This window comes from Thermodesulfovibrionia bacterium (genome assembly GCA_030646035.1).
GTDB lineage: Bacteria > Nitrospirota > Thermodesulfovibrionia > UBA6902 > UBA6902 > JACQZG01.
The window spans coordinates 253,418-274,782 of record JAUSMY010000056.1; the positions used below are offsets into that span (position 1 = coordinate 253,418).

Here is a 21,365-nt window from a genome sequence, read left to right on the forward strand (position 1 = left end):
ATATATTATACATATTGCTGAAACCAAGAAAAGACCACCTGACTCATTAGTGCTTATCTGACTTATATATAAACAGGTTGAAGTCATACAAACCCTTATTTTGCCTGAGGGCGACGTAAGGTGAAATATCAGCTGCCGCAAAATCATAAATATCCTCGGGTGAGATGTAGTGAAGCTCGAAGTCCTTTCTCGGGTCATGTGAAGAAAGCGCATTAAAAACAAGGGTATGACGGCAGTGCTTGAAGAGTCTCGAAAGCACATTCTTCACAGTCTCATAAATACCTTCTAACTTAAGATTAAAGACACCGCACAGGAAAATATAATCAAAATCCTCATCCAGCGTATCTTTCTCAATATCAAAGATCTCAAACCTGCATTGTGGAAACTTTCTTCTGGCTAAAGCGACCATATCCTTATTAATATCAAATCCAACATAATCAACATCGATCCCCATATCCGTAAGAAACTGATAAAAGTCCCCTTTGCCGCACCCGTAATCAAGGACCTTGCAGCCGCTGATATCCCCATTGAGATTGAGCAGGGATTCAAAACGGAGGAGCTGTCCCTGCCCGGTCCATTTTACAGCGGCTGGCGTGTCACCGTGAAAGTTCAGGGACTTACTGTAATAGGAGATAACATATTCCTTTGAAAGCTCATCCATATTACTCTATTTTTATAATGCCCTCTCCGGGGAGTTTTTCAATAAGTTTCCTCATTGCTCTTTCCAATGAGTCCATAGACCTGGATTCGACTGTAACAATAAGATTAAAATCATCGCACTCCAAAATGGGGTACGACCCTATGGTGATGCCATTCTCCGAGGAATCCAGTTCGCTCAGCACTGCGGCAACATCAGACTCACGTGTCTTTAGAAATATTTTATTCAGATATATGGAAGATGATGCGAACCTCTCCCTGATGAGGGGAAACTTGTTCTTAAGGTAGCCGGGGATTCCGGGAAAGATATATATGTTCTTAAAATTAACAACGGGAAACCGCATTTTTTCATTAAAGATAATATCAGAACCGTCAGGCACATCGGCCATCTTCAACACTGCGTCATTCATAGAGTCATATAACGATGATAAAATATTCCTGATCAAAGGGCTGCGCACAAGCCTGACACCAAAGCCCTGCGCGATACCTTCCATTGTGACATCATCATGTGTGGGGCCCACCCCGCCGGTCGTGAATACAAAGTCATATGCAACGGAGAAATCCCTTGCTTCCTTTCCTATGACATCGAGTTCATCAGGTATCACTGATATGCGCCTGACATCAACGCCTAACGACCTGAGTTCAGCTGCAAGATAGTAAGAATTCACATCCTGCACCTTGCCGGAGAGTATCTCATTGCCGATTATGATAATGCCTGCTGTATTTATGCCTTTATCTTCCATACTTATTCATTTTACTTCATTTAAATCTAAATATAAATTATTTTCAATCTTATTGCGGTCAACACAACAAAACATAATTAATCAGGGCAATAGAAACATTATCAGTTCCTTGACTTAGTTAATTCTAATTGATAAGATTTATATAGAAACACTGCAAGGTTAAAACAATGAAAGAAAGACGGAAGTCATTCAGAAGAACAACCGACATTGATATCGAGTTCAAAGTTACTGAGATACAGTTCAGGCAGAGCACAAAGATCCTTTCTCGAGGAAAGATAGTTGATATTTCGGATCTTGGTTTTAGTTTGATAACCCATTATCCCCTTGAAAAAGGCCAGGTCATCACGATCAAAGCAGAAAGTCACGACGATATACCGAAATTCGGGCTTGCCCAGTGGACAGAACATATTAACGGGGTCTGCAGGGCCGGATTCGGCTACAAGTTCAACAGCGATTTTTAAGTTCTTCAGGCATCTGATAAAGGATCACTTATTCCTGCCTCTTTAAATCCCTTAATTCTCAGCACACAGCTGTCACATCTCAAACACGGCAAATATTTACCGTTCCTCATTTCAGGATCGTAACAGCTCCATGCAAGAGAATGATCCACGCCAAGTTCAGCGCCTTTCCTTATTATCCCGGCTTTAGTCATATCTATCAGCGGAACATGAATTTTATATCTTAGACTTCCCTCAACTGAAGCCTTGGTAGCGAGGTTTGCCATATTCTCAAATGCATGGATAAACTCCGGCCTGCAGTCAGGATATCCGCTGTAATCAACAGCATTGGCGCCTATAAAGATATCTTCGGAACCTATAACTTCAGCCCAGGCAAGCGCCAATGATAGAAATATGGTATTCCTTGCCGGAACGTAAGTAACAGGGATTTGGGATTGTGCCTGCTCTTGGCTGTTAACTGCTTTCGGCACTTCCATATCTGAGGTGAGAGCTGACCCGCCTATCTGTCTCAGGTCAATATCAAGGACAAGATGTTTTCTGACATCAAGCCTCTCTGCGCATAGACGGGCCATGCTAAGCTCAATACTGTGCCTCTGGCCATAGTTAAATGTTATGGCATAAAGGTCAAACCCAAGAGCCTTTGCGATATACAAGGTTGTCGTGGAATCAATGCCGCCGCTTAAAAGAACCACAGCCGGTTTTCTTTTGCCAGTCATCCCTTACTGCCGCCTATTTTAGTCTCTGCGCCATTGCAAAGCCTCTTTATATTTGAAGCATGTTTTAAGACAATCATCATAGCAAGTATTAAACCAAAAGAAACTTTAATAAATGAAGCGCCTGACAGTGCAAGTATTATCGGCATTACAGAATATGCAGTTATGGCAGAGAGAGAGGAGTATCTGGCAATGGCAGCGGTCACCAGCCATATAATGACCATAACTGCCAGGGTTATCGGACTGTAAAAAAGCATAACCCCAAGTCCTGTTGCAACGCCCTTCCCTCCCTTAAAGGAAAGAAAGACCGGAAAGAGATGTCCGGCCACAACTGCCAGAGCCGCCATCCCGCCCCATAGATCAAAAGAAGAAGAACCACGTTCGCCAAGTATAAGATACAGTAAAAAGAAAGGCGCCGCCCCCTTAAGAATGTCACATACAAGCGTAAGAAGCGCGGGTAGTTTGCCAACGCCCCTCAAGACATTGGTCGCCCCTATATTGCCGCTTCCAGTGCTCCTTATATCTATGCCTTTTGCCTTGCTTATGATAACGCCGAAAGGAATGGAGCCGATAAGGTAAGAGAGCGGGATAAGAAGGTAAAGATAAATTCTGAGACTCATTACAGCTTCTTCCAGAATGCCTTAAAATATTGTACTCCGGACACCAGGCCTATTATCATTGCTGCCCAAAGGAGCGTGATACCGACGCTGTATTCAACAAGGAACTCGAGCGGACCGAAAAAATCATAGCTGATCAATGACCTGTCAAGCAGCAGTATTATTATCGAAGCTATCTGCGCGCCGACCTTTATCTTTCCCCCAAGTTCGGCAGGTATCACCAGGTCTTTTGTCAATGCAACCACCCTCAGTCCGGTCACGAGAAATTCCCTGGCAATGATGACTATGGCTATCCACGCCGGCACAAGCGCCATGTCCACAAGAACGATAAGAGCGGATATGACGAGAAGTTTATCTGCTATCGGGTCAAGCAGTATCCCGAGCTTGGTCACCTGCTTTGACCTTCTCGCAATATATCCGTCAAAGAAATCTGTAATAGCGGCAAGCGAAAATATAATGGCGCCCATAAAAGGATTCTTCGCCGCAACAAAGACAAAGACCGGGATCACAAATATTCTGCTTAATGTGATGAGAGTGGGTATGTTAATCAATGGACTCGCCTGAGACATCTTTCCAGAGGCCCGAAGACTTCAATATTAAGTTGATAAATTCTCTTACAGCGCCTCTCCCGCCGTTTCTGCCTGATATGAAGCCTGCAATCTTTTTGACATCATCCTCAGCATCTGCCGGCGCAGCGGTCATGCCTGCCCTTTTGAAAAGTTCGATATCAACCGTATCGTCACCCATAAAAGCAACATTCTCGTCGTTGAGACCATATTTCTTGAGAAGCCCGTCATAGACATCCGACTTCTTATATACTCCCTGATGTACATCAGTAATGCCGAGCTCCAGCGCCCTTCTTTCCACAACCTTTGACCTTCTTCCTGTAATGATAGCTGTCTTAATGCCGGCCTTATCCAGCATTCTTATCCCATGGCCGTCCCTGACGTGAAATATCTTGTATTCATTCCCGTTATTATCAAGCATTATGCTGCCGTCAGTCATAACACCGTCAACATCCAGTATCAGCAGTTTTATATTCTTTGCTTTTTCAGCGGTATTATTCATATCTTTCATTTTTTAAACTATCCCAGCCTTAAGCAGGTCATGCAGATGTATTATCCCCTCAGCCTTCCGTGACTGATCCAGAACGACAAGAGATGTAATTGAGTTCTTCTCCATTATAGAAACAGCCTTTGTAGCAAGGGCGTCGCGCATTATTGTCTTGGGACTAACTGACATGACATCACCGGCCTTGAGATTGATAAAACCCTCACCCCATTTTTCAAGACCTCTCCTGAGGTCCCCGTCAGAGATCACGCCTTTGAACATTCCCTCCGCATCAGCAACCGTTGTTATGCCGAGGCGCTTGGATGAGATCTCTAGTATGGCAACCTTCATGTTCGTATCAAGGCCGACAACAGGCACATCGCTTCCTTTGTGCATAAGGTCTTCGACAGTTGTCAGCAGCCTCCTGCCGATATTGCCTCCTGGATGGCAGAATGCGAAGTCCTCCTCAGTAAAGCCCTTCCTGCTTAATACGGTCACGGCCAGAACATCGCCCATCGCAAGCGTGGCTGTGGTTGAGGCGGTCGGAGCAAGCCCCATTGGACATGCTTCTTCCTTAACTGATATATCAAGCACGACATCAGATTTCCTGGCGAGTGTCGATCCGGAATTCCCAGTCATCGCGATAATCTTTACGTCAAGCCTCTTAAGCACAGGAAGGATATTAATTATCTCGTCAGTTTCGCCGCTGTTTGATATTGCAATGACAACATCATCTTTTGTCACCATGCCGATATCGCCGTGGCTTCCTTCTGCAGGATTAAGATAGAATGCGGAGGTTCCTGTTGATGAAAGTGTCGCGGCTATCTTCTTGCCGATAAGCCCTGACTTTCCCATCCCGGTGACCACGACCTTCCCCTTGCATTGATACAGGATATCAATAGCCTCTATGATCGTTTCATTGACCCTTTCGATCATAGCCTCGATGGCATCCGCCTCGATCCTTAAAACCTTTTTTGCCTGTTCAATATACTTATCCATGACTTTACTTACATCTTCCTTATCAGTTCGTTGATCTGAACCAGCTGCTGCAGTAATTCCGGCAGTGAATCCAGCGCCACCATATTCGGCCCGTCACATAGAGCCTTTTCAGGGCATTCATGTACCTCTAAGAAGACAGCATCACACCCTGCTGCAACCGCAGCTCTCGTAAGCGGCTCTATGAACTGTCTCTCGCCTCCTGATGAACTCCCCATCCCACCCGGAAGCTGAACGCTGTGAGTGGCATCATAAACTACCGGATAACCAAACCCCTGCATTATCGGTATGGAGCGCATGTCAACAACGAGATTATTGTATCCAAAAGAAACGCCGCGCTCTGTGATCAGAATATTTTCATTTCCGGTTGAGAGAGCTTTATTTATTATGTTCTTTACATCACCCGGCGCAAGAAACTGTCCTTTCTTTACATTAACAGGCTTGCCGGTCTTGGAAGCCTCAACTATAAGGTCGGTCTGCCTGCATAAAAATGCCGGTATCTGAAGGCAGTCCAACACTTCAGAAGCCTTCTTCGCCTCTTCAACAGAATGGACATCAGAGATTATAGAAAGCCCTGTCTCTTGCCTGACCTTATCTAAAATAGCTAACCCGTCATCAATGCCGGGGCCTCTGTATGAAGTAACAGATGTCCTGTTTGCCTTATCATATGAACTTTTGAAAATGATCGGGATATTCAGCCGCTGAGACATCTCAGCAAGCCTTAGAGCAGCCTTAAGAGTAGACGCTTCTGACTCGATAACACAGGGGCCTGCAATAAATACAAGAGGGTTATCTCCTCCGATAGATACATTTCCTATCTTTACTTCATTGGTCTTCATTATTTAATTACCTGAAAAAATTATATGGCCAGGCAAAAAGCCTGACCATGATTATAAATTCAATATGTTATCTGATAAGACATGATGTATTTTATTCACTAATGCTTAAAGCCTGTCTACTTTTTTGGTGAATGAATCGCCCTGTCATGGACATCTTCAGCACACTCCATAATACCTTCGGCAAGTGTCGGGTGGGCATGTATTGTATCTGCAATATCCTTTGCGGTCAGTCCATTTTGCATAGCAAGAGCAACTTCATGTATCAGGTCGGAAGCATGCGCACCTATTATGTGCGCGCCAATTATTCTGTCAGTCACTTCTTCGGTTATCATCTTAAAGAGGCCTGATATCTCCCCCATGGCATGCGCCTTGCCAAGCGCCCTGAACTGAAATCTTCCGACCTTGTATTTAATCCCCATTGCAGCGACCTGCTTCTCCCTCAGTCCTACTGATCCTATCTCCGGGCTTGTAAATATCGCAGCAGGAATAACATCATAATTAACTTTGCTGTTTCCGCCCATGGCATTCTCAGCAGCGACCATACCTTCTTTTGATGCGAGGTGCGCAAGCATTATCCCTCCGGTAACATCACCTATGGCATAGATACCTTCAACATTGGTCTGCAGGCTGCTGTCTACGATTATCTCTCCGCGTTTGCCCTGTTTGACGCCAACATCTTCAAGTCCGATATTCGCGCTGTTAACAGCCCTTCCGATTGATACGAGCACCTTCTCAGCCTCGACAGTCTTTCCATTTGTGAGTGTAGCGGTTATGCCGTCAGCCTTTACGTCAACCTTATCAACGCCTGTATTGGTCAGGAGCTTGATCTTGTTCTTCTTAAGCTCTCTCTCGAGTATCTGCGATATCTCTTCATCTTCTGTTGAGACGGCGTTCGGCATCATCTCGACCATAGTCACTTCAGAACCAAACTCATTGTATATGAATGCAAACTCGCACCCTATGACGCCCGCCCCTACGATGAGGAGGCTTTTAGGAATGGAATCCGGATTGATTGCGTGGTCGCTTGAGAGTATCCTTTTCCCGTCAAATGGGAATACCGGTATCTGCGCAGGTCTTGAACCTGTAGCGATAATTATCTTGTCAGTATCAATATCTGAAACAGAGCCGTCCTTCAGTGTGACCTTCAGCTTTTTCGGGGAAGCGATAACGCCCCTGCCCTCAATCAGGCTGACTCCCCATGACTTGAAGAGCCCGCGTATGCCCTTGACCTGAGTGCCTACAACCTTGTTCTTTCTCTCAACTATCTTCGCTATATTAGGAGAGATAGAGCCTTCAAAATCCAGCCCGTAATCCTTTGCGTTTCTCGCCTTGTGCAGAACCTCAGCGGACGCGATAAGTGTCTTTGTAGGAATACATCCCCAGTTAAGGCAAGTGCCGCCTACCTCACCGTCTTCAATTACCGTTACCTCAGCTCCCAGTTGTGCTGCCCTTAATGCTGCTACATACCCGCCAGGGCCCGCGCCCAGAATTGTTATCTTCATTATTTAAGCTTCACCTCTTCCTCAAGATATTTCTCATACGCCTCCAGATCCATAAGGCCGTTAAGCTGGCCCTCGTCCTCAATATCAAGTACAGCTATCCAGCCCTTGCCATACGGGTCCTCATTGATGATCTCCGGAGAATCAGAAAGGTCCTCGTTTATCTTCACGATTGTACCTGTTACGGGGCTGATCACAGAAGAGGTAGCCTTGGTAGACTCGATCTGAGTGAGCTCTGTCCCTGCATCTACTTCCCCATCTAATTCAGGAGCATCTATATAGACAATGTCACCAAGTGATTCCTGTGCATAGTCAGTGATGCCGACCGTAGCCTTCTTGTCTTCGACCCTTACCCAGGTGTGTTCTTTGTGATATTTGACGTCTTCGGGATTCATAATGTTCCTCCTTATTTAGTTGTTTATTTAATATTAAATGTAACTATATAAAAACGAATATGAGAGAAATTCTAATCATTGGAGATTTTATTTGTCAAGAAAGAAAGGCTACTTGATAAACTCTTCCAGGAGCTTTTTTGACTCAGGGTCAGTCCAGCTTCGAAAACCCGAGAACTTGTTTTTTATTATACCGTTGCGGTCAATAAGAAAATTGGTCGGCAAGCCATAAACACTATAAGCATCTGTTACAATGCTGTCCTCATCTGAAAGGACCATGTAACTGGCAGGATTGTTTTTAATATACTGCTTTACCTTTTCAATAGATCTGTCATTCGCTACCGAGATTATTACCAACCCTTTCCCGTTATACTCTTTATACAGTTCATTCAGCTCAGCCCTCTCCTTCCTGCAGTAAGGGCACCAGGTAGCCCAGATGTTCAGAAGGACAGGCTTGCCTTTGAAAGAAGAGAGTGTGACATCATTGCCCTTAAGGTCCTTTATTGTGAAATCAGCGGCCTGTGATCCGATTACCCTGTCTCCCTTCCATGGAATAAGATCCTCGGCATTTACAGATTCATAAACTACAATGAGCCCCAAAGCAGCGACCAGTATTAATGTGAATAAGGATATCTTCAAATTCTTCATTTATATCTCCTGTAATAATTTTACCTTATTGTACATATTTGTTATGTATTTGGCTAACAAAAAATAATTTACTGCAAAAGCTGCAGCCTCACTAAAGAGAGGTCAGGCCCTCACGGACAGCATACTTGGTAAGACCGGCTATGCTGTGGATCTTCAATTTATTCATCAACTGCTGGCGGTGGGTTTCGACAGTCTTTATGCTGATACCCAGAAGTCCTGCTATCTCTTTAGTGGTATTGCCCTCGGCGATAAGCTGCAAAACCTCCCTTTCCCTGTTTGTAAGGGAAGAGAAAGCGGAAATATTCTTAAACGGCACATCGTTAATGTACTCGGTAAGGATCGTATCTGTTATCTTTGGACTCAGGTACATCGCATCATCAAGTACCGACCGCATGGCAGATATCAATTCATCAAATGCGCAATCCTTCAGCACATATCCTGACGCGCCTGCCTTTAACATCTCAACAATATAATGCCTGTCAGAGTGCATTGATAAAGCGATTATCTTTATGCCTGGAATGCTGGAAATTATCTGGCGGGTCGCTTCGATGCCGTTCATATCTGGCATAGAAGCATCCATAACAATAAGGTCAGGAGATAGTTCCTGTGCCATCTTGACTGCGGTTCTCCCGTCACCCGCCTCAGCCACGATCTGAAAATCAGCCTGTTTTTCAAGCAGCGTACGGAGGCCGTCACGCATTATTTTATGGTCATCCGCAATGAGAATTTTTATATTCGTATCAGTCATAGCTATCTTAATAATGCTCAAGGGGAACAATTATTTCAATCTTTGTCCCTCTTGATTTTTCAGATTCTATATTAAATGTCCCTTTAAAATAAGCAATTCTTTCCTGTATGTTAAATATTCCGAATCCACTCTCGTTTTCCAGGTAATCATTAATTGATTTGGCGTCAAATCCGATGCCGTCATCTTCAATTGTAACACAGAGGTCTTGGTGAGCTTTCTTTATTCTGATGACTGCTTTTTCGGCAAGAGCGTGTTTAACAATATTATGCAGAAGTTCCCTGACAGTTTTAAATAGGACTATGCTTTTTTCTCCGCTGATATCATGAATCTCCCCTTCTGACACTACCTCTGTAATAAGGCCGTACTTTTTCCTGAACTGCTCCGCAAGCCATTCAACTGCAGGAACGAATCCCAATTGATGAAGGATGGGCGGGCTCAATTCAAACGTAAGCGATCTTGTATATGCTATTGACTCATCGATCAGTTCAAGGACATCATCAATAGCTTCTGATGAAGGCATCGAGGCCTCTTTAATCGTTTTTAACCTTAGCTTGGAAATGGCTAAATTCTGGCCGATATGGTCATGCAAGTCCTCGGCAATGCGCCTTCTCTCGTCTTCTTCCAATTTTGATACTTTAAATATCATCTTCCGAAGACGATTAGCGGATACCTCAAGTTTACTCCTCACCTCCCAGTTAAATATCTTAAGGATACCGGCTATTGCCCAGGCAGCAGTCAGGGCGCAAACGGCACGAAAGAACTGAACCGGAAAATAAAACATTTCAAGGAATGATTCCGTGTTAAGCCAGTTTGATGGAGCAAAATCGGCTTTGGGCACAACCAGTCCGCCCAGAAAGCAGTATAAATAAAAAGCGATGCTGCACGTTAAAAAATACTTTTTAACCCTTATGGGCCTGAAGATGGCCTCGTTGTTCCTGTAGTATAAAGAAAGCCCGAGTCCTATCAATAAACTTCCGATAAAACCGAAGAGATATCTTGTCCATATGCTGGCTATCATCCAAAAGTCATAAGTGAATACGCTTTTATACAGGATAAACGCTGCAATAAGAGGAGTGCACCACCAACCGAGAAACTTAGCTGCCCGTTTCTGCCACATGGAAGAACCAGGGGAAACCATGCGAATAAGATTCCTTCCGAATTCAAATAGGAAGATATAAGAGATTACAAGGATGTACCATCGGACAAAATCAAGAAAAGGGTGCCTGCCTCTTATCAATGACCACATGTCAAGGTGCTCGTTCAATCCGTGGGTCAACCCAAAGGCCGCAAGGAGCCAGAAAAAGTCAGCAACCCTGAACTCGCTCCCTTTCTTGGGCTGGACAAGGATGGCGATACCCATGATGAAGAAGCCGAACCCGGAAAAGAAGAAGATAATATCTAAATTATTCTCTGACCACGCCTTAATAAAATCCAAAAAATACATTAATGCCTCAATGTCCTGGACAATTCAAGTTTAATATATTAATCGAGAGAAAATAATACGATGAAACTTCAAAAATGGTGCCGGTGGGGAGAATCGAACTCCCACCTGGTCGCCCAGACCGGATTTTGAGTCCGGCGCGTCTACCAATTACACCACACCGGCGATATTTTATTTCTGATACATCTTTATGAAGTTCTCAATAGAACGGTCATATGTCCGTTCAAACTCGGCATTGAAAAAACATGCCGGAAGCTGGCTCTTCTTTCTATGATAATGAAGACAGTCGCAGCACTTGAGCTTACGCTCGCACGATGCATAGGTGCAATTACATAAATCCCTGTGCTCTTCCATCTTACATTTCATATCTCTTCTCCAAAATAATAGATAGAATAATATATTATATCAAAATAAAAATTTCCGGATTTATTATGAAAACAAATCTTAAACAGTTATCTGAAGAAGAGATGAGCATCTTCATCCAAAAGCTCGGCGAAAAGCCGTATAGGGCAAAGCAGGTCATAAACTGGATATACAAAAAACACGCCGCATCTATTGACGAGATGACCGATCTCTCGGCCGTGACTAGGGAGAGGTTAAAGGAAAAGGCGTTTATCAGCAGCCTGAAGCTTCTTGATAAAAAAACAGCCAAAGACGGAACGAGTAAATTCCTCTTTGAACTTGAGGACGGCGAGACGATAGAGAGCGTGCTTATCCCTAATATTCACGGTGAAGGGAAATATACCATCTGCATATCTTCACAAGTCGGATGCGCACTGAAGTGCGAATTCTGCATGACCGGAAAGCTCGGCTTCATAAGGAACCTCAAATCTCATGAGATCATTGATCAGGTCTTAGTGCTTGAGAAATATATTAACGCGGATGTTAAAGATAAAAAGGATGAACAGGATATCACCAATATCGTGCTGATGGGGATGGGCGAGCCGCTTAATAATTTCAAAGAGGTGAACACGGCATTGTGGAAACTCACCTCCCTGATGGGGTATTCAAAGAGAAAGATAACCCTTTCAACCGCCGGCATAGTCCCGAAGATCTTGGAACTTGGTGAAAAAGGCCCTGGTGTAAACCTCGCGATATCCCTGAATGCTACCACCGATGCGGTCAGGAGCAGAATAATGCCTGTCAATAAAAAATATCCGATTAGAGACCTGCTGGACGCCTGCCGGGAATTCACATTGGCGCCAAGGAGAAGGATCACCTTTGAGTATGTAATGATAGACGGACTGAATGACTCGGATGAAGATGCGAAAAGGCTTGTGAAACTGCTTAAGGGCATAAGGGCAAAGGTCAACCTGATTCCTTATAACGCATCTGATGACAAGACGCTGAATAAACCATCTGGAAACAGGATACATCTGTTCCAGGAGATACTTTTAAATGCAGGGCTCCCTGCTACCATAAGACAGAGCAAAGGCTCGGAAATATCCGCTGCCTGCGGCCAGCTTAAGGCGGCATATAAAAGCTGACATGCGTTATACTATCAAGCATGATCATCATTGACGGGATTGAGCATATAAAAAAGAAGTACCCCTACCCTGTCCTTACTATAGGCAACTTTGACGGCGTGCATCTCGGCCACCAGTCGATATTTAAAATGGTCACTGATAAAGCCGGAAAGAAGAAGGGAACATCCATCGTATTTACATTCGAGCCCCATCCTCTGCGGGTTATAGCACCTGAAAGGGCGCCAAGCCGGCTTACCCCATTTAAGAGCAAGGCTGAACTTATAAAGAAGCACGGGATAGACGTGCTGGTCTGCGCAAACTTCACAAAAGAATTCTCTCATATGACAGCTGAGGATTTTGTGCACGACATACTCTGGGATGCAATCGGCGTGAAGGAGATATTCATAGGCGCCAACTACCGCTTCGGCAAAGGGAGAAAAGGGTGTCCTGAAATGCTGAAGGAGCTTGGCAATGAATACGGCTTCAAGGTAACATCCATACCTGATATCACATACAACAATATAACTCTCAGCAGTTCAAAGGTGAGAAGCCTTATCGCAAAGGGCAAGGTAGATGAGGCGCCGCTCTTTCTTGGAAGGCACTACTCTGTTGAAGGCGTGGTAATCGAGGGAGCAAAGAGAGGAAAGGCGCTCCTTAATATCCCGACCGCCAATATCTCAACATCTAACGAACTTCTTCCCATGGACGGTGTCTATGCGGTAAAGGTAAAGTTCGACAAAAAAACATACTGCGGCGCCGCCAACATCGGGGTAAACCCGACCTTTAAACAGATGAAGCTAAGTTTCGAAGTCCACATCTTTGACTTTGACGACGAGATCGTCGGCAGGGAGATAAATGTGGAGTTCATAAAGCGCATCAGGGATGAGAAGAAATTTGCAGGTGTTGAAGAACTGGCCCAACAGATGAGGAATGATATTGAAGAGATAAAAACAGTTTTAAAAGATAAACACTGAATATCAGATAGATTAGTTCACAGCATATTTATCGGATCAACATCTATATCAACCTTCATATCTTTAATGTCTTTGACCATATCAGCGATCTCAAGAGCCTTCTGCCTCAGAGATTTAGAATTCTTCCCTTTTAATATCAGATGCCATCTGTAGAGATTCTTTATCTTTTCAATAGGCGCAATGACCGGGCCGAGAACTGTCACACTGCCGGCCTCATTTTTCTTAAGCCTTGCTGACAGGCTCTTAATAACCTTTTCGCCTGTTGTTTTAATCTTAAAACCAAACACTATTCGGACAAGTTTACTGAAGGGAGGATAAGAAAGTTCTTTTCTGAGATCAATCTCTTTTTCATAAAAGCCCCTGTAATCATGCCGCCTGACATAATCAAACATATAATGATCAGGCTCGTAAGTCTGAATAAGCACCTCGCCCTTTTTATCGCCCCTTCCCGCCCTTCCGGCAAGCTGGGTAAATAGCTGAAACGCGCGTTCCGCTGACCTGAAGTCAGGCAGGTTAAGCGCAACATCAGCGGATATCACAGCGGCAAGAGTAACATCAGGAAGATCATGCCCTTTAGCAACCATCTGGGTTCCTAAAAGGAGATCCGTCTTTCCGGCCTCCATATCCTTGACCATTCTGTAGTGAGAGAGCTTGCGTGTGGTTGTGTCCTTGTCCATCCTTGCCACTCTGAGCTCAGGGATAAGGTCTTTAAGCCCCTCTTCTATCTTCTGTATGCCTGTGCCGATATATTCAAGTTTCGTACTGCGGCATTCAGGACAGGCGTCAGCAGGTTTAAGATATGAGCCGCAGTAGTGGCAGTTCAGGCTCTCGGTATTCTTGTGATAAGTGAGGGTTATGCTACAGACAAGGCACTTGTAGGTATATCCGCAGTCGATGCACATAAGGAACGGGGAATATCCCCTTCTGTTAAGCAGTATCAGTGATTGCTCTTTCGCAGAGAGCTTCTCCTTGATCTTTGTTATTAACTTTTCAGAGAATGACAGCACCTTATTCTCTTTGGACATATTGATCATCTCAATATCCGGCATAGGCCTCTTGTCGATCCTGTGCTGAAGTTCGATCTTAGTGAACTTCCCGATCTCAGCATTATAAAAAGTCTCGAGTGACGGCGTGGCTGAACCGAGGACGATCTTTATCCCCTCTATCTGCGCCCGCACAAGAGCGACATCTCTTGCGCTGTATTTAAGCCCGTCAAACTGTTTATAAGACCCGTCATGCTCCTCATCAATTATAATAAGGCCGAGATTATCAAACGGAGAAAAGACCGCGCTCCTCACGCCAAGCACGACCTTAGCCTCGCCGGTGCGCATCTTATGCCAGCTTGCAAGCCTCTCGCCGACAGACAGCCCGCTATGATAAAAGACAACCTTGTCGCCAAAGTTATTCCTGAACTGTCCTATCATCTGGGCTGTGATAGCTATCTCAGGCACAAGGACTATCGCAGATTTATTCTGAGGAAGAGATTTTACAGCCCGGATATATACCTCTGTCTTACCGCTGCCTGTAACGCCATGAAGAAGGAATACGCCTGATTCGGCATCATTGATCTTCTCTAAAGCATCCTTCTGTTCAAGGTTCAGGACGATACGTTTTTTAATTCCTTCTTCCGAGCCGGAAGTTATTCTCTGCTTTCCGGTTTTTTTGCCTTCAAAGATAGATGACGGCAATGCGTTTTTTAAGACCATGCCGGGGGAAGCGATATAATACTGCCCTACCCAATCCATGAGCTTCAGAAGTTTATCAGGGACAAGCGGCTCTTCATCAAAGACCTTTGTTATCTCTTTAAGTTTGATCGCCTTGGCAATTCCATGTACCCCCACTTTGGCAAAGGGGGGCAAGGGGGGATTTTTATTAATTCCAATTACGATGCCGACCTTCTCTGAACGCCTGAACGGCGCCAGCACACGGCAGCCGATCTTAATACCAGAGGTTAACTCATCAGGCACGAGATAGGTGAATGACCCTGCGTTAATAGGAAAAAGAACATCCACCTGCAATTAATCCATTCTCCTCTTCCACCACTTCTCTATCTCAACCGCAATGAAAACTATAGACGATAACGCGAGTGTTAATGCCAGTTCACTCAGTGTCAGCGGCTCTGTCTTAAAAACAGAGTTAAATGCCGGGACATATATGGTTGCCATCTGAAGGATGAAGGTCAACACAACTGCTCCGAGCAGGAACTTGTTGGTGAACAAGCCTATGGTGAACAGAGACTGTTTCTCCGACCGTATGGCAAGGACATGGCCTAACTGCGTCAGGCAGAGCACGGTGAATACCATCGTCTGCCAGTGGGCATGCCCGGTATTGATCGACCATGCCTGAACGAACAGAACTACACCGCCCATTAATAGCCCGACCCATATAGCGTGAATCCCCAATCCGTAAGCAAATATGCTCTCTTTCGGATGCCGCGGCGGCCTGCTCATAACATCTCCTTCCGCAGGTTCGGCGGAAAGCGCAAGCGCCGGAAGGCTGTCAGTAACCAGATTTATCCATAGTATATGTATCGGCAAAAGCGGGATCGGCAGCCCGACCAGCGGAGCAAGAAAGAGCGTCCATATCTCGCCTGAGTTGGTTGTAAGGAGATATTTTACGAACTTCCTGATGTTGTCATATATCTTCCTGCCTTCCTTTACAGCCTTAACTATGGTCGCGAAATTGTCATCAAGCAGTATCATATCCGAGGCTTCTTTAGAGACATCCGTGCCGGTGATTCCCATGGCAACGCCGATGTCAGACCGTTTTAATGCCGGTGCGTCATTCACGCCGTCGCCTGTCATTGCGACAAACTGCCCTTTGTCCTGAAGCGCCTTTACTATCTTAAGTTTCTGCTCAGGCGCGACTCGCGCGTAAACCCTTATATGCTCAACCCGCTCCTCAAACTCCTCCATTGTCAGATTATCAAGCTCTCTTCCGGTAATTATCGTCCTCGGGTCCTCATCAATGATGCCGAGCCTCTTTGCTATCTCTCTCGCAGTGATCGGATGGTCTCCTGTTATCATCACGGGTTTTATTCCCGCTTTTATGCACATCGCGACAGCCTCTTTTGCCTCTTCTCTAGGCGGATCCATCATGCCGGTGAGGCCAATAATGGTAAGCCCTGACTCAACATTTTCAAAAGACATGTCATCAGGCAGGCTCTCCCACTTTCTCATGGCAACGCAAAGAACACGCAGGCCATCAGCAGCCATCCTGTCGCCATTTTTTATTATCTCTTCTTTATTGACAGGCTTGAGTCCGTCAGACGTTAGGATATTGTCAGCTTTATCGAGCAATACATCTATCGCGCCTTTGGTGAAGGAGATTACCCCCCCTTCGCCCCCCCTTACCAAGGGGGGGATGGGGGGGGTCATATGAAACGTTGTCATGCATTTTCTGTCAGAATCAAACGGGATCTCAGCAACACGTGGAAGTTCCTTCTCAAGTTCCAACTTGTTAAACCCGTTCTTGTCTGCGATATCAAAAAGCGCGGTCTCAGTCGGGTCTCCGATCAGCTTGCCGTCCTTATCAAAGACAGCGTCATTGCTGAGCGCGAGAGCGGTCATCAGCAAAGAGGATGGAGAAGTTTTGAAATTTTGAGGTTGAGAAGTTTTTGTCTTTACTATTTCATTATCTATATACAGCTCCTCCACCGTCATTTTATTGAGGGTAAGAGTGCCTGTCTTGTCTGAGCAAATGTAGGTGACTGAGCCGAGCGTCTCTACGGCAGGAAGTTTTCTTATGAGTGCATTCTGCTGAACCAGCTTCTTTGCGCCGAGGGCAAGAGATATAGTTATTACCGCAGGCAGCGCTTCAGGTATCGCTGCAACAGCAAGGGAGATAGCTGTCAGGAGCATCAGCATGGGATCCTCCCCTCTCATCACGCCGATGCCGAAGACTATTGCGCATATGGCAAGCACGGCAATGGCGAGCTTCTGGCCGAAGCTGGCAAGCCTCTTTTGAAGCGGGGTCTTCACCTCTTCCTCTTCCTGCAGCATTGTCGCGATCTTGCCAAGCTCTGTATTCATGCCTGTCGCAATGATAATGCCGGAACCGCGGCCATAGGTCGCGAATGTGCCCTTATATGTTATGTTCTTTCTATCGCCTAAAGGCAGGTGCTCATCATGGAGTTCATGCGTATGTTTCAGAACAGCCTCTGATTCACCGGTAAGGGCCGCCTCTTCCACCTTCAGCTGCGCTGACTCGATCAGCCTCATATCAGCAGGCATTATCTTGCCGGCCTCAATTATGACAACATCTCCCGGAACAAGCAGCGAGGCGTCTACGGTCTCAGGCACGCCGTTCCTTATTGCCGTTGCAAATGGAGCTGCCATCTTTTTAAGAGCAGCCATAGCCTTTTCAGCCCTGTACTCCTGTATAAAGCCGATAACCGCATTTATAACAATAATTACAATGATTGCAATAGTGTCGGACACCTCACCGATGAACCCTGAAATAACAGCGGCGGCGATAAGCACCATTATCATGAAATCCTTGAACTGGTCAAAAAACATCATGAGCGGGGTCTTCTTCGCCTTCTCCTTTAATTCATTGGGGCCGTATTCTCCGAGACGTTTGGCAGCTTCTTCCGAAGAGATCCCCTGCAGCGAAGTCTTCAGTTCGTCAACTACCTCATTGATTTTCTTTTGATGCCAGTTCATTGTTTATCTCTCCTTCTATTTCATCATATATAACAGCATTAGGTTAATCATAAATATTAAAATCATCCCGACAGAATCCCATGCCAGAAACAATTTTTTACTCTCAGCACGATAGGTCAAACCGATAATTGCAATGGCTGTCATGGCAATGGCGGATAATGCCGGGATCGCATGGTTCTGATTTACAAATGATAACATAGGGCCTTTCAAGAAAAAGAGATCGTCAATGCCAAGGATTAATATGTTGAATATATTGGATCCGAACAAGTTTCCGACTGCAAGGTTTATCGCCCCCATCTTCACGGCAGCTATAGAGACCACCACCTCAGGAAGGGATGTGGATACAGCTATAAAGATATTGCCCACAAATGTCTGGCCCAAACCTGTTGTCTCTGCAATAGCTTCGCCTATTTTGGGCAGGAAGATGGCTGCTATGACAACAACAATCGCATGGATGCTGTAATGTACGACAGCAGTCTTTGCCGATATTTTTTCGTATTGCAATTCAACAGCTACTTCTTTTATGAATGCGGAGATCTGCCTTTGTTCATAAAAATAGACCAGCCTCATGGCGATTAAATAGACACCCATAATTAGAGGGGTATAAAGTCCGATCCAGCCAAATGCAGGAATACGGTCTCCCAAAAACAGGCTTATGGCGACTACTCCCAAAAGAAGTATTCCAAAACCAGCAGAGAGAATGTGTCCGTGGTGTGCCTTTGCAGACAATGGCTGCGGCCGGTGCGCAGCATCAAGAAGCGCAAGGATGAGCATATTAAAGACACAGCTTCCCAGGACGTCACCCGCTGCGATATCAGGAACCCCTGCAAATGTGACAGAGGTTATACCTGTAACAAGTTCAGGAAGGGACGTTACTGACGCCATGAGCACCAGGCCGATCCATGCCCTGCCAAGCCCTGTCTTCTCAGCGATAACGTCTCCGTACTTGGCAAGCCTTGTCCCTGAATAGACAATTACAGATGTGCATACGATGAAACTAAGCCAAAGCGTCATTCAAATTGCCTTTGAAAGTATCTGTAATTAGATTATAGTGGAACAACAGTTATGACAAGAAAGACCTTTACCGTTAATATACATTTGCTCATCGCGGTAAAGGCCTCGCCTGTCAGGTATAATTAACCTTTATTTCTTAAAAACACCAAACAGCTTATCAAGCCCTGCCTTCTCAAGCTTTGATATAGCATCAAGCTCACCGGCATCGAGCCATATGCCGTCACATTCAGAGCACTTATCCACCTTAAGTTTTTTGTAGTCTATCTCTATCAATTCCATTCCGCATTTAGGACATCTCATTTGATGAAGGTCTTTCAGTTTCTTCTTCTCTTCTGTTTTAAGTTTTTTGTGCTTCTCTTCATCGACCTTCCTCTTTCTATCAAACTCCATCCTTGCGATAAATTCTGCTTCTCTTTCACTCGGTTTCATTGATCAATCCTCCTTAATGTTATTTTCTGAGATTTGATGCTAAAAAATGTTTGACACTCAAGTTTACTCTATGCTAAAGTTTCAGACCTGCAATTGTCATTGCCAGGCTGCAGATATTATAGATTTATTACATACAAACTGCAAAGCATTTTAGTCTGCATTAAATAGTTCAACAATATCAAAAACTAAGGAGGACATTAAAACAATGCCACTCGATCCAACAAAACACAAAGACTGGGAGATTGCGGAAGAAGCAGAAAAAACAATGGCAACTATCTATGAGATAGGAGAGCGCCTTGGACTTAAGAAAGAGGAGCTTCTGCCTCAGGGCCATTACATCGGAAAGATAGACTACAGGGCTGTTATGGAACGCCTTAAGGACAGGCCGAACGGAAAGTATATTGACGTTACGGCAATTACCCCAACGCCGCTTGGCGAGGGGAAATCAACATCAACAATGGGCCTTGTTCAGGGCCTTGGAAAGCTCGGCAAAAGTGTAAGCGCAGCGATAAGGCAGCCTTCAGGCGGCCCTACAATGAACATCAAGGGTTCTGCGGCAGGCGGCGGGCTTGCGCAGTGTATCCCGCTGACCCCCTTCTCGCTTGGATTCACCGGCGACATCAACGCAATCATGAACGCGCACAACCTTGCTATGGTTGCTCTTACATCAAGGATGCAGCATGAACGTAATTATAATGACGAGCAGCTTATGAGGCTGAGCAACATGGAGAGGCTTGATATCGATCCTACTAAAGTTGAGATGGGATGGATAATCGATTTCTGCGCACAGTCTTTAAGAAATATAATAATCGGCATTGACGGAGTTAACGGCAATAAAGACGGCTTCCTGATGAAGTCAAAGTTCGGCATCGCTGTTTCATCAGAGGTCATGGCGATACTTTCAGTCGCAACCAGCCTGAAGGACATGCGCGAGCGCATGGGCAAGATAGTCGTTGCCTATAACAAGAAGGGCAAGCCTATCACAACTGAAGACCTTCAGGTCGCGGGAGCGATGACAGCATGGATGGTCTCTGCCTTAAATCCAAGCCTTATGCAGACCATTGAAGGCCAGCCTGTTATTGTTCATGCCGGCCCGTTTGCCAATATCGCTATCGGCCAGAGCTCTATCATCGCTGACCAGATCGGCCTTAAGCTTTCTGACTATCATGTGACAGAATCAGGATTTGGAGCTGATATAGGTTTTGAAAAGTTCTGGAACCTTAAATGCCGTTTCAGTAAACTCGTTCCTGACTGCGCGGTTGTAGTCGCAACTATCAGGGCTCTTAAATGCCACGGCGGAGCGCCGGTCCCTGTTCCTGGCAAGGCAATGCCTATAGAATACAGCACTGAGAATGTCGGCTGGGTTGAAAAAGGCTGCGGAAATCTTCTCCATCACATTAAGAATGTCAGAAAGGCAGGCATCAGCCCTGTTGTATGTATAAACGCATTTTACTCTGACACCGACGCTGAGATCGCCAAGGTCCGCGAACTCGTTGAAGCCGCAGGCGCAAAGGTCGCTCTCTCAAAACACTGGGAGAAAGGCGGTGCCGGCGCTATTGAATTTGCCGAAGCAGTTGTTGCTGCATGTGAAGAAAAGAATGATTTTAAATTCCTCTATGAGCTTGATCAGCCTGTTAAAGAGCGTATCGAGCTTATCGCAAAGGAAGTATACGGCGCAGACGGAGTTGAATACTCGCCTGAGGCAGAGGTAGCTCTTGCCAGGATACAGAAAGACCCTGAACTCTCAAAGTTAGGGCTGTGCATGGTCAAGACACACCTCTCTCTTTCTGATAACCCTGCTCTTAAGGGCGTGCCTACCGGATGGAAGCTCAAGATCAGAGAGGTGCTCACATACGGCGGCGCACAATTTATCGTTCCTGTGGCAGGCGCTATCAGCCTTATGCCTGGAACAAGTTCCAATCCTGCATTCAAGAGGGTTGATGTAGATACTGAAACAGGTAAAGTGCAAGGCGTATTTTAAAAATACATAAATAAGCTTTGACAGCCCCTGTTATCA

The 21,365-nt window shown here is 45.3% G+C and carries 22 protein-coding genes and 1 tRNA gene; 4 read left to right on the forward strand and 19 right to left on the reverse strand.

All coding sequences use genetic code 11. The annotated features are described in order from the left end of the window. Positions 1–46: 46 nt before the first annotated feature. The gene (locus tag Q7U10_09965; GenBank protein MDO8282926.1) at positions 47–661 is read right to left on the reverse strand and encodes a class I SAM-dependent methyltransferase; all 615 of its coding nucleotides are present in this window, start codon (positions 659–661) and stop codon (positions 47–49) included. Position 662: 1 nt separating this feature from the next. Then, on the reverse strand, positions 663–1,400 hold the full coding sequence (locus Q7U10_09970) for a competence/damage-inducible protein A (protein ID MDO8282927.1): 738 nt from the start codon (positions 1,398–1,400) through the stop codon (positions 663–665). 167 nt (positions 1,401–1,567) lie between these two features. Between Q7U10_09970 and Q7U10_09975 the strand changes: the two genes are divergently transcribed. Then, complete coding sequence (locus Q7U10_09975; GenBank protein MDO8282928.1) at positions 1,568–1,861, forward strand: hypothetical protein; 294 nt, start codon at positions 1,568–1,570, stop codon at positions 1,859–1,861. Positions 1,862–1,866: 5 nt separating this feature from the next. Here the strand turns inward: Q7U10_09975 and queC are convergent, their stop codons facing one another. The 13 genes from queC to Q7U10_10040 all read right to left on the reverse strand — a co-directional run bounded on the left by queC (position 1,867) and on the right by Q7U10_10040 (position 11,167). Next, complete coding sequence (gene queC, locus Q7U10_09980; protein ID MDO8282929.1) at positions 1,867–2,574, reverse strand: 7-cyano-7-deazaguanine synthase QueC; 708 nt, start codon at positions 2,572–2,574, stop codon at positions 1,867–1,869. Then, a complete protein-coding gene (plsY, locus tag Q7U10_09985; protein MDO8282930.1) occupies positions 2,571–3,191 on the reverse strand; it encodes a glycerol-3-phosphate 1-O-acyltransferase PlsY in 621 nt (206 codons plus the stop codon). Before plsY ends, queC begins: the two co-directional genes overlap by 4 nt. Continuing rightward, positions 3,191–3,739, reverse strand: coding sequence for a CDP-diacylglycerol--glycerol-3-phosphate 3-phosphatidyltransferase (pgsA, locus tag Q7U10_09990; GenBank protein ID MDO8282931.1), 549 nt, complete (start codon positions 3,737–3,739; stop codon positions 3,191–3,193). Before pgsA ends, plsY begins: the two co-directional genes overlap by 1 nt. Further along, the gene (locus Q7U10_09995) at positions 3,732–4,265 is read right to left on the reverse strand and encodes an HAD-IIIA family hydrolase (protein ID MDO8282932.1); all 534 of its coding nucleotides are present in this window, start codon (positions 4,263–4,265) and stop codon (positions 3,732–3,734) included. The genes pgsA and Q7U10_09995 overlap by 8 nt, the downstream gene beginning before the upstream one ends. A gap of 3 nt (positions 4,266–4,268) precedes the next feature. Further along, a complete protein-coding gene (locus Q7U10_10000; GenBank protein ID MDO8282933.1) occupies positions 4,269–5,237 on the reverse strand; it encodes a KpsF/GutQ family sugar-phosphate isomerase in 969 nt (322 codons plus the stop codon). An 8-nt stretch (positions 5,238–5,245) separates the two neighbouring features. Beyond that, entirely contained in the window at positions 5,246–6,073 is an 828-nt protein-coding gene (gene kdsA, locus Q7U10_10005; protein MDO8282934.1) for a 3-deoxy-8-phosphooctulonate synthase, read from the reverse strand. A gap of 116 nt (positions 6,074–6,189) precedes the next feature. After that, positions 6,190–7,575, reverse strand: a complete 1,386-nt coding sequence (gene lpdA / locus Q7U10_10010) for a dihydrolipoyl dehydrogenase (GenBank protein ID MDO8282935.1) — start codon at positions 7,573–7,575, stop codon at positions 6,190–6,192. Further along, a complete protein-coding gene (gene gcvH / locus Q7U10_10015; GenBank protein ID MDO8282936.1) occupies positions 7,575–7,967 on the reverse strand; it encodes a glycine cleavage system protein GcvH in 393 nt (130 codons plus the stop codon). Before gcvH ends, lpdA begins: the two co-directional genes overlap by 1 nt. A 108-nt stretch (positions 7,968–8,075) precedes the next feature. Continuing rightward, complete coding sequence (locus tag Q7U10_10020; protein MDO8282937.1) at positions 8,076–8,612, reverse strand: TlpA disulfide reductase family protein; 537 nt, start codon at positions 8,610–8,612, stop codon at positions 8,076–8,078. A 91-nt stretch (positions 8,613–8,703) separates the two neighbouring features. Continuing rightward, entirely contained in the window at positions 8,704–9,360 is a 657-nt protein-coding gene (locus Q7U10_10025; protein ID MDO8282938.1) for a response regulator transcription factor, read from the reverse strand. Between the two features lie 7 nt (positions 9,361–9,367). Beyond that, positions 9,368–10,804: a sensor histidine kinase gene (locus Q7U10_10030; protein ID MDO8282939.1), complete on the reverse strand. Its 1,437-nt coding sequence runs from the start codon at positions 10,802–10,804 to the stop codon at positions 9,368–9,370. A gap of 75 nt (positions 10,805–10,879) precedes the next feature. Further along, a tRNA-Leu gene (locus tag Q7U10_10035) sits at positions 10,880–10,966 on the reverse strand. Positions 10,967–10,972: 6 nt separating this feature from the next. Beyond that, a complete protein-coding gene (locus Q7U10_10040) occupies positions 10,973–11,167 on the reverse strand; it encodes a DUF6485 family protein (protein MDO8282940.1) in 195 nt (64 codons plus the stop codon). A 62-nt stretch (positions 11,168–11,229) separates the two neighbouring features. Here Q7U10_10040 and rlmN point away from each other — a divergent pair, with 62 nt between their 5' ends. Both rlmN and Q7U10_10050 read left to right on the forward strand, forming a co-directional pair. Next, the gene (rlmN, locus tag Q7U10_10045) at positions 11,230–12,288 is read left to right on the forward strand and encodes a 23S rRNA (adenine(2503)-C(2))-methyltransferase RlmN (protein MDO8282941.1); all 1,059 of its coding nucleotides are present in this window, start codon (positions 11,230–11,232) and stop codon (positions 12,286–12,288) included. Positions 12,289–12,308: 20 nt separating this feature from the next. Further along, the gene (locus Q7U10_10050; GenBank protein MDO8282942.1) at positions 12,309–13,241 is read left to right on the forward strand and encodes a bifunctional riboflavin kinase/FAD synthetase; all 933 of its coding nucleotides are present in this window, start codon (positions 12,309–12,311) and stop codon (positions 13,239–13,241) included. 17 nt (positions 13,242–13,258) lie between these two features. Here Q7U10_10050 and priA read toward each other — a convergent pair whose 3' ends face one another. The 4 genes from priA to Q7U10_10070 all read right to left on the reverse strand — a co-directional run bounded on the left by priA (position 13,259) and on the right by Q7U10_10070 (position 19,348). Beyond that, positions 13,259–15,253, reverse strand: coding sequence for a primosomal protein N' (gene priA / locus Q7U10_10055; protein MDO8282943.1), 1,995 nt, complete (start codon positions 15,251–15,253; stop codon positions 13,259–13,261). Positions 15,254–15,259: 6 nt separating this feature from the next. Continuing rightward, the gene (locus Q7U10_10060) at positions 15,260–17,905 is read right to left on the reverse strand and encodes a cation-translocating P-type ATPase (GenBank protein MDO8282944.1); all 2,646 of its coding nucleotides are present in this window, start codon (positions 17,903–17,905) and stop codon (positions 15,260–15,262) included. A gap of 15 nt (positions 17,906–17,920) precedes the next feature. Further along, positions 17,921–18,919, reverse strand: coding sequence for a sodium:calcium antiporter (locus Q7U10_10065; GenBank protein ID MDO8282945.1), 999 nt, complete (start codon positions 18,917–18,919; stop codon positions 17,921–17,923). 129 nt (positions 18,920–19,048) lie between these two features. Next, positions 19,049–19,348 carry a zf-TFIIB domain-containing protein gene (locus Q7U10_10070; protein MDO8282946.1) on the reverse strand — a complete coding sequence of 100 codons (300 nt, stop codon included), beginning with the start codon at positions 19,346–19,348 and terminating at the stop codon, positions 19,049–19,051. Positions 19,349–19,553: 205 nt separating this feature from the next. On the opposite strand from Q7U10_10070, the gene Q7U10_10075 reads away from it, so the two are divergent. Further along, positions 19,554–21,329 (forward strand): formate--tetrahydrofolate ligase, encoded by a 1,776-nt coding sequence (locus Q7U10_10075; protein MDO8282947.1) that lies wholly within the window; start codon positions 19,554–19,556, stop codon positions 21,327–21,329. The last annotated feature ends 36 nt before the right edge of the window (positions 21,330–21,365 follow it).

What these genes read in the sequence shown, in the direction of transcription:
- Q7U10_10065 (MDO8282945.1), bottom strand. Translation starts at nt 18,919, where the DNA reads ATGACGCTTTGGCTTAGTTTCATCGTATGCACATCTGTAATTGTCTAT.
- Q7U10_09975 (MDO8282928.1), top strand. Translation starts at nt 1,568, where the DNA reads ATGAAAGAAAGACGGAAGTCATTCAGAAGAACAACCGACATTGATATC.
- Q7U10_10070 (MDO8282946.1), bottom strand. Translation starts at nt 19,348, where the DNA reads ATGAAACCGAGTGAAAGAGAAGCAGAATTTATCGCAAGGATGGAGTTT.
- lpdA (MDO8282935.1), bottom strand. Translation starts at nt 7,575, where the DNA reads ATGAAGATAACAATTCTGGGCGCGGGCCCTGGCGGGTATGTAGCAGCA.
- gcvH (MDO8282936.1), bottom strand. Translation starts at nt 7,967, where the DNA reads ATGAATCCCGAAGACGTCAAATATCACAAAGAACACACCTGGGTAAGG.
- Q7U10_10030 (MDO8282939.1), bottom strand. Translation starts at nt 10,804, where the DNA reads ATGTATTTTTTGGATTTTATTAAGGCGTGGTCAGAGAATAATTTAGAT.
- queC (MDO8282929.1), bottom strand. Translation starts at nt 2,574, where the DNA reads ATGACTGGCAAAAGAAAACCGGCTGTGGTTCTTTTAAGCGGCGGCATT.
- Q7U10_10025 (MDO8282938.1), bottom strand. Translation starts at nt 9,360, where the DNA reads ATGACTGATACGAATATAAAAATTCTCATTGCGGATGACCATAAAATA.
- plsY (MDO8282930.1), bottom strand. Translation starts at nt 3,191, where the DNA reads ATGAGTCTCAGAATTTATCTTTACCTTCTTATCCCGCTCTCTTACCTT.
- Q7U10_10040 (MDO8282940.1), bottom strand. Translation starts at nt 11,167, where the DNA reads ATGAAATGTAAGATGGAAGAGCACAGGGATTTATGTAATTGCACCTAT.
- Q7U10_10060 (MDO8282944.1), bottom strand. Translation starts at nt 17,905, where the DNA reads ATGAACTGGCATCAAAAGAAAATCAATGAGGTAGTTGACGAACTGAAG.
- kdsA (MDO8282934.1), bottom strand. Translation starts at nt 6,073, where the DNA reads ATGAAGACCAATGAAGTAAAGATAGGAAATGTATCTATCGGAGGAGAT.
- Q7U10_10050 (MDO8282942.1), top strand. Translation starts at nt 12,309, where the DNA reads ATGATCATCATTGACGGGATTGAGCATATAAAAAAGAAGTACCCCTAC.
- Q7U10_09965 (MDO8282926.1), bottom strand. Translation starts at nt 661, where the DNA reads ATGGATGAGCTTTCAAAGGAATATGTTATCTCCTATTACAGTAAGTCC.
- Q7U10_09995 (MDO8282932.1), bottom strand. Translation starts at nt 4,265, where the DNA reads ATGAAAGATATGAATAATACCGCTGAAAAAGCAAAGAATATAAAACTG.
- Q7U10_10020 (MDO8282937.1), bottom strand. Translation starts at nt 8,612, where the DNA reads ATGAAGAATTTGAAGATATCCTTATTCACATTAATACTGGTCGCTGCT.
- Q7U10_10000 (MDO8282933.1), bottom strand. Translation starts at nt 5,237, where the DNA reads ATGGATAAGTATATTGAACAGGCAAAAAAGGTTTTAAGGATCGAGGCG.
- Q7U10_09970 (MDO8282927.1), bottom strand. Translation starts at nt 1,400, where the DNA reads ATGGAAGATAAAGGCATAAATACAGCAGGCATTATCATAATCGGCAAT.
- Q7U10_10075 (MDO8282947.1), top strand. Translation starts at nt 19,554, where the DNA reads ATGCCACTCGATCCAACAAAACACAAAGACTGGGAGATTGCGGAAGAA.